The organism is Paenibacillus sp. FSL M7-1455 (assembly GCF_038004655.1).
GTDB lineage: Bacteria > Bacillota > Bacilli > Paenibacillales > Paenibacillaceae > Paenibacillus_AQ > Paenibacillus_AQ cookii.
Window position 1 is genome coordinate 954,158 of sequence record NZ_JBBORO010000001.1, and the last position, 12,607, is coordinate 966,764.

15 protein-coding genes are annotated in these 12,607 nt (G+C 53.3%); 12 read left to right on the plus strand and 3 right to left on the minus strand.

Going from position 1 to position 12,607, the window contains the following annotated elements:
• Nucleotides 1-104: 104 nt before the first annotated feature.
• A complete protein-coding gene (locus NYE48_RS04370) occupies nt 105-2,054 on the minus strand; it encodes an ABC-F family ATP-binding cassette domain-containing protein (RefSeq protein WP_340997088.1) in 1,950 nt (649 codons plus the stop codon).
• Between the two features lie 390 nt (nt 2,055-2,444).
• Here NYE48_RS04370 and NYE48_RS04375 point away from each other — a divergent pair, with 390 nt between their 5' ends.
• From NYE48_RS04375 to NYE48_RS04425, 11 genes are all read left to right on the plus strand, one after another.
• Nucleotides 2,445-3,089: a 5-formyltetrahydrofolate cyclo-ligase gene (locus NYE48_RS04375; RefSeq protein ID WP_212950280.1), complete on the plus strand. Its 645-nt coding sequence runs from the start codon at nt 2,445-2,447 to the stop codon at nt 3,087-3,089.
• Nucleotides 3,070-3,546, plus strand: a complete 477-nt coding sequence (gene moaC / locus NYE48_RS04380) for a cyclic pyranopterin monophosphate synthase MoaC (RefSeq protein ID WP_036709134.1) — start codon at nt 3,070-3,072, stop codon at nt 3,544-3,546. Before NYE48_RS04375 ends, moaC begins: the two co-directional genes overlap by 20 nt.
• 27 nt (nt 3,547-3,573) lie before the next feature.
• Nucleotides 3,574-4,059: a MogA/MoaB family molybdenum cofactor biosynthesis protein gene (locus tag NYE48_RS04385; protein WP_036709137.1), complete on the plus strand. Its 486-nt coding sequence runs from the start codon at nt 3,574-3,576 to the stop codon at nt 4,057-4,059.
• Between the two features lie 148 nt (nt 4,060-4,207).
• Nucleotides 4,208-4,477, plus strand: a complete 270-nt coding sequence (tatA, locus tag NYE48_RS04390) for a twin-arginine translocase TatA/TatE family subunit (protein ID WP_156124552.1) — start codon at nt 4,208-4,210, stop codon at nt 4,475-4,477.
• An 86-nt stretch (nt 4,478-4,563) separates the two neighbouring features.
• Nucleotides 4,564-5,340: a twin-arginine translocase subunit TatC gene (gene tatC, locus NYE48_RS04395; RefSeq protein WP_340997094.1), complete on the plus strand. Its 777-nt coding sequence runs from the start codon at nt 4,564-4,566 to the stop codon at nt 5,338-5,340.
• A 382-nt stretch (nt 5,341-5,722) separates the two neighbouring features.
• Nucleotides 5,723-6,004 (plus strand): co-chaperone GroES, encoded by a 282-nt coding sequence (gene groES / locus NYE48_RS04400; RefSeq protein WP_036709147.1) that lies wholly within the window; start codon nt 5,723-5,725, stop codon nt 6,002-6,004.
• Nucleotides 6,005-6,062: 58 nt separating this feature from the next.
• Nucleotides 6,063-7,682 (plus strand): chaperonin GroEL, encoded by a 1,620-nt coding sequence (groL, locus tag NYE48_RS04405; protein WP_340997096.1) that lies wholly within the window; start codon nt 6,063-6,065, stop codon nt 7,680-7,682.
• Nucleotides 7,683-8,077: 395 nt separating this feature from the next.
• Nucleotides 8,078-8,551, plus strand: coding sequence for an IS200/IS605 family transposase (gene tnpA / locus NYE48_RS04410; RefSeq protein ID WP_340996591.1), 474 nt, complete (start codon nt 8,078-8,080; stop codon nt 8,549-8,551).
• A 263-nt stretch (nt 8,552-8,814) separates the two neighbouring features.
• Nucleotides 8,815-9,093 carry a hypothetical protein gene (locus NYE48_RS04415; RefSeq protein ID WP_212952175.1) on the plus strand — a complete coding sequence of 93 codons (279 nt, stop codon included), beginning with the start codon at nt 8,815-8,817 and terminating at the stop codon, nt 9,091-9,093.
• A gap of 27 nt (nt 9,094-9,120) precedes the next feature.
• Nucleotides 9,121-10,023 carry a phosphatidylinositol-specific phospholipase C/glycerophosphodiester phosphodiesterase family protein gene (locus NYE48_RS04420; protein WP_340997099.1) on the plus strand — a complete coding sequence of 301 codons (903 nt, stop codon included), beginning with the start codon at nt 9,121-9,123 and terminating at the stop codon, nt 10,021-10,023.
• Between the two features lie 75 nt (nt 10,024-10,098).
• Nucleotides 10,099-10,296 carry a DUF6199 family natural product biosynthesis protein gene (locus NYE48_RS04425; RefSeq protein WP_340997100.1) on the plus strand — a complete coding sequence of 66 codons (198 nt, stop codon included), beginning with the start codon at nt 10,099-10,101 and terminating at the stop codon, nt 10,294-10,296.
• A 113-nt stretch (nt 10,297-10,409) separates the two neighbouring features.
• Here NYE48_RS04425 and NYE48_RS04430 read toward each other — a convergent pair whose 3' ends face one another.
• Both NYE48_RS04430 and NYE48_RS04435 read right to left on the minus strand, forming a co-directional pair.
• The gene (locus NYE48_RS04430) at nt 10,410-10,685 is read right to left on the minus strand and encodes a hypothetical protein (protein ID WP_340997102.1); all 276 of its coding nucleotides are present in this window, start codon (nt 10,683-10,685) and stop codon (nt 10,410-10,412) included.
• The gene (locus NYE48_RS04435) at nt 10,670-11,785 is read right to left on the minus strand and encodes an MFS transporter (protein ID WP_340997103.1); all 1,116 of its coding nucleotides are present in this window, start codon (nt 11,783-11,785) and stop codon (nt 10,670-10,672) included. Before NYE48_RS04435 ends, NYE48_RS04430 begins: the two co-directional genes overlap by 16 nt.
• Nucleotides 11,786-11,967: 182 nt before the next feature.
• Between NYE48_RS04435 and NYE48_RS04440 the strand changes: the two genes are divergently transcribed.
• Nucleotides 11,968-12,294: an ArsR/SmtB family transcription factor gene (locus NYE48_RS04440; RefSeq protein ID WP_197070098.1), complete on the plus strand. Its 327-nt coding sequence runs from the start codon at nt 11,968-11,970 to the stop codon at nt 12,292-12,294.
• The last annotated feature ends 313 nt before the right edge of the window (nt 12,295-12,607 follow it).

Consider the following 12,607-nt stretch of genomic DNA (forward strand, 5'->3'; position numbering starts at 1 on the left):
AATCCTGTGAATAATTGAATTGAACCGAAATTTAAAAAGTTTTGTGAATTTGACAAATTAAATTTTGTTGATCTCAAAGACCTAATCAAAAAGTCCTGGCCGCATTAGTCGGCGGCAAGCAGCTCCCATTCGGCAAAAGCTTCATCAAGCTCTTTTTTCTTGGCTTCCTGTTCCTGCTGATGTTTTTGCAGCGCGATATAATCCTGATACACCTCGGGTTTCGTCATCTCGGCCTCCAGCACGGAAATTTCCGCTTCCAGCTGCTGGATCCGCTCCTCGAGCGCCGCGATTTTTCGCTGGCGGCTGCGTTCTTCCCGTTTGGCCTGCTTGTCGGCCTCAAAGGTGTTGGTGCCCGGTTTGCCTTCGGATTCCGCAGCATTCTCCTGTTTTTGCGCCCGGTTTCCGGCAGCTTCAAGCGCCTCCTGGGACAATTCCTCAAGTTCCTGCTTTTTGGCGGTATAATCGTCATAATTCCCCAGGAAATGCTCCACCCCTTGCGGATGAAGCTCGATAATCCGTTCGGCCATTTTGTTCAGGAAGTAACGGTCATGCGAAATGAACAGCAGCGTGCCCTCGTAGTCCATCAAAGCCGATTCGAGCACCTCTTTGCTGAACAAATCGAGATGGTTGGTCGGTTCGTCGAGGATGAGCATGTTGGCTTCGAGCAGCATCAGCTTGGCCAGCGCAACCCGCGCCTTTTCGCCGCCGCTGAGCGCCGCGATTTTTTTCAGGACATCCTCGCCGCTGAACAGGAAGTTGCCGAGCACGGTCCGGATGCGGGCCTCCTCCATATGAGGGTAATGGCTCCACAGTTCTTCGAGCACCGTATTGGAGGGATTCAGGTTCGTTTGCTCCTGATCGTAATAACCGATCTTTACTTTTGTACCCCATTGAATCGTGCCTGACGCAGGGCGTTCGCTTCCGGTCAGGCATTTGAGCAGCGTGGACTTGCCGATGCCGTTCGGGCCGATCAAAGCGACGGTTTCCCCGCGATGCAGATCGAACGAGACGTTTTGGAAAAGATGATGGGGCGGCGCAAAGGAAACGGCAAGGTTTTTGACCTGCAGCACGTCCTTGCCCGACATGTATTCGACTTCGAACGAAAAGCTGGCCTTTTTCAAGTCGCCGAGCGGCTTGTCCATTCGCTCCATCTTTTCGAGCGCCTTGCGCCGGCTTTGCGCCCGTTTGGTGGTCGAAGCCCGCACGATGTTTTTCTGGATGAACTCCTCCATGCGCGCGATTTCGTCCTGCTGCTTTTCGTATTGCTTCATGGCCGACTCGTATTCCGCCGCCTTCAAATCGATGTAACGGCTGTAATTACCGGTATAGCGCTTCGATTGGTGCCGTTCGATTTCAACGATGGACGTCACGAGCCGGTCGAGGAAATAACGGTCGTGGGAAACGACGAGCAGCGCGCCCGAATAGGAACGCAAATAATCTTCGAGCCACGTCAGCGTGGCGATATCCAGATGGTTGGTCGGTTCGTCCAACATGAGCAGATCGGGAGCTTGCAGCAGGATGCGCGCCAGCGCAAGGCGCGTTTTTTGGCCGCCGCTTAAGGTCGAGATCGGGGTGTCCGGCGCAAAGCTGCCGAAACCCATCCCGTGCAACACGCTGCGGATGCGCGCCTCCATCTCGTAGCCGCCATGGTCCTTGAACCAGTCGGAACGGACGGCATAACGGTCGAGCAGCTCCTGATATTTTTTGGGATGCTCCATGAGGGCAGGATCCGCGATTTGTTCCTCCATCTGCCGGAGCTCTTTTTCGGTTTCGATCAGATGGGCGAATACGTTCATCATTTCTTCCCGGATGGTGCGGCCGGATTGCAGTCCGCTGTTTTGCGCGAGATAGCCGATGGTCGTCTCTTTGGCTTTAAAAATTTGTCCGCCGTCATAGGACATCTCGCCGGCAAGGATTTGGAGCAGGGTGGATTTGCCTGCGCCGTTGACGCCGACCAGCCCCACGCGATCCCTCTCCTGAATCTGCAAATTAATTCCGTCAAGTACGGGCTCCACGCCGTACAATTTTTTGATTCCACTTGCTTGAAGCAGCATGAGCTGTAAACCTCCGTCTATAGATCATTGTCGTATTTGCTGGGTATTTTGCTTTTGGAAAAACGATGGTTAGGAAGCTGAATGGCACGCGGCAGGCGTTGTTCATTCGAATCGCTTCATATAATTTCAGTTTACATTAAATATGAAGAATTCGCGACATAAGGGCAGGACTTCGGGGTTATCTTGGCGAAAATGGAGCAACAGTGGTAAACTAAGAGCAAAATGGACGCAAAGTTTATCAAGCGGCTGAACGGCTGCCAAATGTAGATCGATGGCGGTGTGTCGATGCTATATATGGTGCCATGGCGGATCTTGATCTTTGCGCCGCAGAAAATTGAAATGAAATTGCAAACATCTGAAAAATGGATAAGGAAGGCAGCTGTTGACGTGATGAACGGGGAACAGGAAAGGATGCGGCAGCTGAAAGCGCAGCTTCGCGCCCGCATGTCCCGGATTCGCGGCAGCATACCGCCCGAGCGGCATGTAAGCTTGTCGGGGCGCGCATGCGGTCACGCAGCCGCCTGGCTCATCGGGGAGCAAATCCGGAGCATGCTCATTTACGTGCCGTTCCGCAGCGAGCTGGACACGAAACCGCTTGTCGAAGAGGCGTGGCGCGCAGGCATCGACGTTTATGTGCCGCGATGCCTGCCGGAGGACCGTTCGATGACGATTCACCTGCTGCAGCAGTGGGACGAGCTGAAAACCGGCGCATACGGCATCATGGAGCCCGATCCGCGGCGCCGTCCGGCCGAAGCGGATGACTTCGTGCCCGAAGCGGTGATCATGCCGGGACTCGCTTTTGACCTGAACGGGGGAAGGCTGGGTTACGGAGGGGGCTACTACGACAGGCTGCATGAACGTTTTTCGTCAGGGGGCAAACGCCGCGGTCCAAGATGGGCCGGCATCGGCTTCGGCGAGCAAGTGGTGGAGCAGGTTCCGATGGAAACGACGGATGCGCGTCTTCAGGTTCTGATTACGGAACAAGGTGTACGCAAAATGAACGGGGAGGCTGAAGATGGAACTGACGCATTTTAACGAACAAGGCAGAGCCAAAATGGTGGACGTTTCGGACAAGGACATCACGTCGCGCACGGCGGTCGCGCAAACGGCGGTCAAAATGGCGCCCGAAACGTTATCCCGCATTAAGGCAGGAAAAATAGGCAAGGGCGACGTGCTTGCGGTCGCTTCCGTCGCCGGCGTGATGGCGGCCAAAAAAACGTCCGATTGGATTCCGATGTGCCATCCGCTGCCGCTGACGGGCATCGACATCCATTTTTCCGACAACGGCATCGATGAGTTATATATAGAAGGAACCGTGAAAACAACCGGCAGGACCGGCGTCGAAATGGAGGCATTGACCGCCGTTTCCGCAGCCGCCTTGACCGTCTACGATATGTGCAAAGCGCTGCAAAAGGATATGGTGATCGGACCGACGATGCTGAAGTCCAAAACCGGCGGAAAAAGCGGCGATTACGTACGGGAATCTGAATAAAGGATGAGCAGGAGGAGGGGTGATCTTATGGTGTGGAAAACGGCGATCCTGACGGCAAGCGACAAAGGCTCAAGAGGTGAGCGCGAAGATACTAGCGCCCAGGTCATCCGGGAGCTGGTGGAGGAGGAACTCGGCGGGGAGATTGTGGAGTACCGCATCGTCCCCGACGAACAGGATGAGATTATCGCATCGCTCATTGAACTCACGGATTATTTTCAGGCGGATTTGGTGCTGACGACGGGAGGAACGGAACTGGCCATCCGCGACGTCACCCCGGAAGCGACAAGACGGGTCATTGAACGCGAAGTGCCGGGCATGGCGGAAGCAATGCGGGCAACGGTCATGCAGAAGAACCGGGCGGCCATGCTGTTCAGAGGCATCGTCGGCATTCGCGGCCGGACGCTGATCGTGAATTTGCCGGGAACGCCGAAAGGCGTGCATGAAAATTTGGCGGCGATCATGGACCAGCTGCCGGAGGCGCTGCTGATGGTGACGGGGCAATTCCGCCAGTAAACCTCCCGCATGCTATTTCCAAAATTGTCACACTTATTTGATATTGTTGAGATTTGAGTTATGGTATGATGTCTTTGTGGCAGAATTATGTCCGAATTTGACGTCGTGATGTTTTATTGATAGAGGACAGAGAGGAGAATTCGAAATGCTGAACGGTATTGGCGTGCCGGGAATTATATTGCTGGTGATTTTGGCCTTGCTGTTATTCGGGCCGAACAAGCTTCCTGAGCTCGGACGAGCCGTGGGACGCACTTTCCGGGAATTCAAAGACGGTGCCCGCGATATTATTGCAGAGGATGACGAGTCTTCAAGCAAAAACGAAAAAGCCAAACCGCTGGCTGCTGCTTCTAACGAAGCGCAAGCGGCTGCTCCGGCAACTTCCCAAAGCACAACAGACAACAAACGTCTTCCGGAATAGGTTTAGGAAAGAGGACTTTGGAATCCCTTCCGTGCGGGGAGGGATTTTGTTTTGTCCGCAGGCAGAAGAGATAGGACGGTGACCGTATGTCTGATAAACAGGAAGAAATGTCGATTGTCGAACATCTCGGGGAGCTGCGCAGGCGGATCATTTACATTTTGGCCGTTCTTTTGCTCGGCCTTGTCATCGGCCTCGTTTGCGCCAACCCTATTTACCAATATCTGGTCAGCGTGGACTCCGCGAAGGATTTTCAGCTTCATGCATTTGCGTTCTGGGACGGCATCGGCATGTACATGAAAATCGCCATGGTGGTGGCGCTTGTCCTGACCATCCCGTTTACGGCCTACCAGCTGTGGGCGTTCGTCAGCCCCGGACTCCGGGAAATCGAGCGGAAAGCCGCGCTGCGTTACGTTCCGTACGTCTTTATATTGTTTTTGGCCGGCATTGCCTTTGGTTATTACGTGGTGTTTCCGATGGCGCTGGGCTTTACGACGACGATCACCAAAAACATGGGACTGACCGAAACGTACGGCATTTCCCAATATTTCAATTTCATGTTTACGCTGGTGGTGCCGATCGCCCTGCTGTTTGAGCTGCCGCTGATCGTGATGTTTCTGACCAAGCTGAGAATATTGAACCCGCGCAGGCTGCGCAAGATGCGGAAGGTGTCCTATTTTGCGCTGGTGTTCATCGCCGTGGTCATCACGCCGCCGGATTTGATTTCCGATTTTCTCGTGACGATCCCGCTGCTCCTGTTGTACGAATTCAGCGTGTATTTGTCATCCGTGGTCTACCGGAAGCAGCTTGCGGCCGACGAAGCCATCGAAGCGCGGTACAAGCAGGAGGAAGGCGACCCGGAATAACCGATTGCTGAAATCCGCAGGAACATAAAGAGCGTTCTTCCCCGCAAGGGAAGCAGGCTCTTTTTTTGTTTCTTGAATCTTTGGAAACCGAGGCGGTCTTTTTCTGAATGTTGTTTTCGCTTTCCGGCATATTTTCAAATCCGGTGGATAGAATGATGGAGTATGACCTGAAAACGCTTTGGACAGGCCCTGGACAGGCTTGCCGGAGGCGGTTTGAAAAAGTGCGGGTTTCTTTGAAAAATCAATCCAGAGGACTTGAAATCTGCGCTCAAGTTGAGTATCATAAAAGTGGTTGTTAGCACTAGACGTTGTCGAGTGCTAATACATACCGACAACAACGCCGTTACAGAAACACAACATATTAACAAGGAGGCTATTTTTCATGATCAAACCTTTAGGTGACCGCGTATTGGTAGAACCGATCGCACAAGAGGAAACGACTTCATTCGGGATTGTCCTTCCGGACTCCGCAAAAGAAAAGCCGCAAGAAGGCAAAATTATCGCTGTTGGCGGCGGAGCGGTGAAAGACGGAGTGCGCGTTCCTTTGGAAGTTAAAGAAGGCGACCGCGTTCTGTTCTCCAAATATGCCGGAACGGAAATCAAATACGAAGGTAAAGAGTATCTGATTATGAAAGAAAGCGACATTCATGCAATCGTAGGCTAACGGCCTGAACATAGCAATATCGAAATACAACAATATATTGTGGGAGGTTTTTATCAACATGGCAAAAGATATCCGTTTCAGTGAAGACGCGCGCCGCGCGATGCTGCGTGGGGTAGACGCTTTGGCGAATGCCGTAAAAGTGACGCTCGGACCTAAAGGCCGCAACGTCGTTCTCGAGAAAAAATTCGGAAGCCCGCTCATTACCAATGACGGCGTGACGATCGCAAAAGAAATCGAACTGGAAGACGCTTTTGAAAACATGGGCGCCCAGCTCGTGAAAGAAGTAGCGACCAAAACGAACGACGTGGCCGGCGACGGTACGACGACTGCAACGGTTCTGGCTCAGGCGATGATCCGCGAAGGCCTGAAAAACGTAACGGCAGGCGCTAACCCTATGGTCGTTCGCAAAGGGATCGACAAAGCGGTGAAAGCAGCCGTAGCCGAACTGAAAAACATCGCGACTCCGGTGAACGACAACCAAAAAATCGCTCAAGTAGCCGCAATCTCCGCTGCCGACGACGAAGTGGGCAAACTGATCGCCGAAGCGATGGAAAAAGTGGGCAAGGACGGCGTCATCACGGTCGAAGAATCCCGCGGATTCAACACCGAAATGGAAGTCGTGGAAGGCATGCAGTTCGACCGCGGTTATGTATCTCCATACATGATCACCGACACGGACAAAATGGAAGCCGTTCTCGACAATCCATACATCCTGATCACGGACAAAAAAATCTCCACAACGCAAGAAATCTTGCCGCTGCTTGAAAAAATCGTTCAACAAGCCAGACCGCTCGTGATCATCGCCGAAGACATCGAAGGCGAAGCACAAGCGATGCTGGTCGTAAACAAACTGCGCGGAACGTTCAACGCCGTTGCCGTCAAAGCTCCTGGATTCGGCGACCGCCGCGAAGCGATGCTGCAGGATATCGCTGCCCTGACCGGCGGCCAAGTGATCACCGAAAAACTCGGTCTCGACCTGAAGAGCGCTACGATCGAGCAATTGGGTAATGCACGTCAAGTGCGCGTAACGAAAGAAAACACGACGATCGTGGACGGAGCCGGCGACAAAGCCGACATCAACGCTCGCGTGAACCAAATCCGTGCGCAGCTGGAAGAAACCACTTCCGAGTTCGACAAAGAAAAACTGCAAGAACGTCTGGCTAAACTGGCTGGCGGCGTAGCAGTCATCAAAGTCGGCGCTGCAACCGAAACCGAGCTGAAAGAGCGCAAACTGCGCATCGAAGACGCCCTGAACGCAACCCGCGCTGCGGTTGAAGAAGGTATCGTTTCCGGCGGCGGTACAGCCCTCGTGAACGTATACAACGCTGTGGCTGCCGTTGACGTGACCGGCGACGAAAAAACTGGCGTCAACATCGTGCTTCGCGCTCTGGAAGAGCCGATCCGCACGATCGCGGCTAACGCCGGCCAAGAAGGTTCCGTCATCGTGGAACGCCTGAAAAACGAAAAAGTGGGCGTAGGCTACAACGCCGCTTCCGACGAGTGGGTGAACATGTTCGAAGCCGGTATCGTAGACCCTGCGAAAGTAACGCGTTCCGCTCTGCAAAACGCAGCTTCCGTAGCGGCCATGTTCCTGACGACCGAAGCGGTCATCGCCGACAAGCCTGAACCGGAAAAACCAGCTATGCCTGACATGGGCGGCATGGGCGGCATGATGTAATATAAGGCCTTACCAGCCTGTAATACCCGTGTTTTAAAGGCTCCCGAAAGGGAGCCTCAGAGTGTCGAGAAAGTCCAACGGACTTTTCGACACTCTATTTTTTATATGGGGAATCATATCTTTTAAAATAAAAATCGATTTAAAGCGCTCTGAGACCCCTACTTCAGTGACCGACGAGGCAATTTTAAACCCCCTGCAAAAAAACAGGGGGTTTCTCGACAGCCTGAGGCTCCCGAAAGGGAGCCTTTTTCATTTAGGCTTTAGCCAGTTGAGCTCGCGAAGCGTGCGAAACAAAAAACCACCCGCTATGCGGGTGGAGGGAACGAGGGTTTGACCAACAAGACCATCCCGATAAAATTGAGATGTTCAGGCTCAATTGAAAGGAATGGTCTTAGATGGCAAACAAGAACTATAGTTTAGCTCACACAAAGTGGATGTGCAAATACCACATTGTATTCACCCCGAAGTATAGACGGAAAGAGATCTATAATCAAGTGAGGAAAGATTTAATCGAAATTTTCAAACGATTATGTAAATACAAGGGAGTAGAGATCATAGAAGGTCATATGATGCCAGATCACGTACACATGCTGGTAGCGATACCACCGAAAATTTCAGTATCAGCCTTCATGGGATATCTGAAGGGGAAAAGTGAGCTAATGATCTTTGAGAAGCATGCGCAATTAAAGTATAAATATGGGAATCGGAAATTTTGGGCGGAAGGATACTACGTCAGTACAGTAGGCTTAAACGAGGCAACCGTCGCAAAATATATTCGTGAACAAGAAGCACATGACCAGGCAGTGGACAAACTGAGTGTGAAGGAGTATGAGGATCCTTTTAGCATAAATAGTAGCAAGAAAAAGTAAACCAGTTTAACTGGTAAGTGAAAGAGGCAAATTACACTGAGCCTGAACAATTTATTGTCAGGCTAGCGTCTTTAGGCGCAGTTTGGCAACAGGGGGTTATACCCCAAGTGCAAACCACCCGTTGGACGGGTGGTTATGATTGTGTGTTCGAATGCTGAAGGCTCCCCACACCGTATGGAAAAATCCGCGCATGCCCGCAACCTTTTCCGCTCTAAACTGTTTTATATGTAAAAGGCTTTTTTAGGGAAGGGAACGACAAGTCCATGAAAGCCGCGTGGTTGGTTTCGTTGATCCTGCTCGGCGTTCTGGCGGCCGGGTGCCATCATCCTCATCGTTTTGAGGTCGAGGGCCGGATCGAAAGCGTCGATGCCGACAGGAATATGCTGCACGTCAGCGGATTTGAAGTGAAAGTCAAAAACGCGGCGGAGTACCGGGCAGGGGAATACGTGAAAGCCGTATTGGAAAGCCCCTATGCCGACAAGGACGTGTACGATCCGGCCAGAACGAAAACGGTAAGCGTTGAAAAGGGTGCCCCGCAATAACGTGATGCCGAGATCTTGGAGGTTGACATGAAAAAATGGTTTGCCGCATTGCCCCCGCTGCTGGCCGCCTGCATGCTGTCCCTGGGCTCTTCCGCGTCCGCGGCCGGATGGACGGATTACCGGCTGGTTGCCCACGCGCTCGGCGGGATCGACCAGAAGCCATACACCAATTCCTACGAGGCTTTTGTCACGAATTACGGAAAAGGGCAGCGCGTCTTTGAAATCGATCTGCAGTTTACGTCGGACGGCTGCCTGGTCGGGCGGCATGACTGGTCCCTTTATGCTTTTCAATCGCTTGGACAACCGGTTTCGGCAGACATGACCGGCGGGCCGCTTCCGCTTGACCGGATGAGGTCGTTAACGATGTTCGATCAATACCATCTGCTGACGTTTGGCGATATCGTCGATATTATGCACGAGTATCCGGACGCCTATTTTGTGACCGACACGAAAAGCACGGATCCGGATACGGTAACCGCTCAGTTCAATCAAATCGTAGAGCTGCTGAACGAGGACCCGCATATATTGAAGCGGATCATCCCGCAAATTTATAACGAAAAAATGTACGGGGTCATCGAGCGCGTCTTTCCGTTCGAGTCTTACATTTATACGTTGTACCAGACGGCCGATTCGAACCAAAAAGTGTTGCAGTACGTCAAAAGCCGCCCGAAAGTTACGGCCGTCACCATGCCCGAATGGCGGGCGACCTCCGGATTTCTAAGCGGCCTGAAGCAGATGGGCAAGCGGAGTTTCGTCCATACGATCAATAGCCCCGAAGCGATGGACAAGTATAAGGCGAAGGGCGTTTACGGATTTTACACCGATTTTGTCACGCCGGAGGACTTAAGACGGTATGCTGCTAAAAAGGCTCAGCAAGGCGCGGCCAAAACGGCCAAAGCCGCTTTGCCGAAGCCGGATAAACGTACATAAATCGGCAGCCGGTTCCGCAGGAAAAGGCCAGCTCGATGAATGAATCGGTAAATGGAAGGAGAGTACGCGACCGCCATGATCGAGATCCTGTTGATCGTAGTAGGTTTGGTGATGCTGATCAGCCCCGCGACGTTCTGGAAAATAACCGAAAGATGGAAAAACAGCGGTGATGAAGAACCCTCCATGGGTTATGTCTGGGCGACCCGGTTTGGCGGAACGTTGTTCCTTCTGGCAGGCCTGGGCAGCGCGCTGGCGAAGATCTTTTGGACCTAGGGAGTATTCCTGAGGCACCGACAAGCAGAACCCGTAGAAGTAGCGCCGGAAGGCGGTCTCGTGCTTAAATACCCGTTGAAAGGCTGCCCATGGGCAGCCTTTTGTTTTTTTCATTACTGATTTGTTTTCTTTCGCGGAAGGAACAAGGCGGCAACTCCCCCGACAATCAATCCTGCGGCGGCCAAATACAAGGCGGTTTGGACACCGGAAGCCTGCGCGGCCAGCAGCGAGCTGCCGGTTTGCCCGTCAATGCCGGAATTGGCGATGAAGATCAGGAAGGCCATGCCGATCGCGTTGCCGATATTCAGCGTGGTTGTGGCCATGCCCGAGGCCACTCCTTGCTCCGAATGGGCCACGCCGGTGGAAGCGGCGATCACATGCCGGTCCATACGACGCCCTGGCCGACACCGGAAATGATCAAGCCGGGAACGATCAGCAGGTAGCCGGAGTCGACACCCGCCCCCAGCGGGAGGAGGGCAGTACCCGCAATGCCGCTCAGGAAGCCGCTCAGGAGCGTGCTGCGCATGCCGAAACGGGTGGCAAGCCTTTCGCCCCATTGGGTTCCGAGGGCGATGGAAAGCGAAGGCACGATAAATGCCAGACCGGTTTGCAGGGCGTTGAATTGATGCACATTCTGGAACAGAACCGTCAGGAAATAAGGGATCGCGCCGAATGTGCCCATGTAAAGAAAGGTTATGATCATGCCTGTGACAAGGCTGCGTCTCCGGAGGAGATGCAGCGGCATAAGCGGATCCGCGGTCCGGATTTCGATCCGTACAAAAGCGAGAAACAACAGAAGGGACATGACGGCGCATACCAAAATGCTGACCGAACCCCATCCCGACTCCGGTCCCTGGACGAGAACATAAACGAGAAGGGTCGCGGCAGCGGTAAAGGTTAGCGCACCGGGGAGATCGAAGCGGCTTCTTCCCGATCGGGCGGAGTCCCGCGGAATCACGAAGAGGGCAGCAAGGGCTGCGCCGCCGGCGAACAGCACGTTGACGAAGAAAACGGCTTCCCACCCAATGGCATTCGTTAGAATCCCGCCGAGAAGGGAACCGAGGGTCAGCCCGCTGGCCCCGGCTCCGCCCCACACCGCAAGGGCACGGTTTCTCCGGGGGCCTTCTTCATACAGACGATTGATGAGCGACAAGGTAGCCGGAAAAAGAAACGCGGCTCCAATGCCTTGGAGCGCCCTGGCCATGATGATGACGAGCGGATTCCAAGCCAGCCCTCCGAGCAGAGAAGCCAGCGCAAACAGAAGCAGCGCGGAGACGAACATCCTTTTTTGCCCGAGCCGGTCCGAAGCGCGGCCGCCAAGGAGGAGGAAGCCGCCGCAAAAAATCGTATAGGCGCTGACCACCCACTGAAGGGATTGCTCCGAAAAGCCCAGCGCATGGCCCACTTCGGGAAGCGCGACGAACACGATATTAATGTCCAGGGAGTAGATCAACTGGGCAAACGCAAGAATCGCCAGACTCCAGCCCAAGGCTTTCTTGGACGCATCCGCTTTGTCCGCAGAGTGGGCAGCGGCAGTATCCCTACCCCTTGAAACTGTGGAGGATAAATCTCGTGGGGGCATGTAAAAAGCACCTCGTTTCAAAATATTTTGAAATGATTATATTTCAAGAAAAGTTGAATTGTCAACAAGGGAAGCGTATAATATTTTCCATGAGACCCAATTATGAAAATGATATGGCCAAAGCGGCCAAAGCACTCAGCGACCCGATTCGGATGAAGGTTTTGGTGATGATCAAAGAGGGCAGGCAGCCGGATTACCAGTCGCCTGTCTGCACGTTTGAGCCTGCTGCCGTGTGTCCTGCGGATTTGCAGCTTAAACTGGAGGACGTATCGCCGTCCAAACTGTCCTACCATTTGAAGGAGCTCAAGGAAGCGGGCTACATCAAAGAATGCAGGGAGGGAAAGAGGCACTATTATACGCTGCAGCCGGACAAACTGAAGGATTTTGCGGAGTCCTTGGGCTGGCTGTACGAATAAGAGGAGGCGGGCGGCACGGTATAGGGATGTGTAAACTCATGCCGGCACCTCTTTCGGATACAGCAAAAGCGCCTCCGGCATTGACGGGGGCGCTTCAAATTTGCAACCATGCAGCGCGAAGGGGCATTTTTCATAGAGGGCCAGGAAATAGCGGCGAAGGATGAACAAAAGATTCCAAATGAAGTCAACAACTTCATTGATTCCGTACCCGCTGCTTCGCTTAGGTCCTTTGGGGGAGATCGTGCAAATCGGTAAGGCTGAAGGATTTCGTCGCTTGGGTCGATCGGAACCTAATTCCCGGGCGGCATTTTGC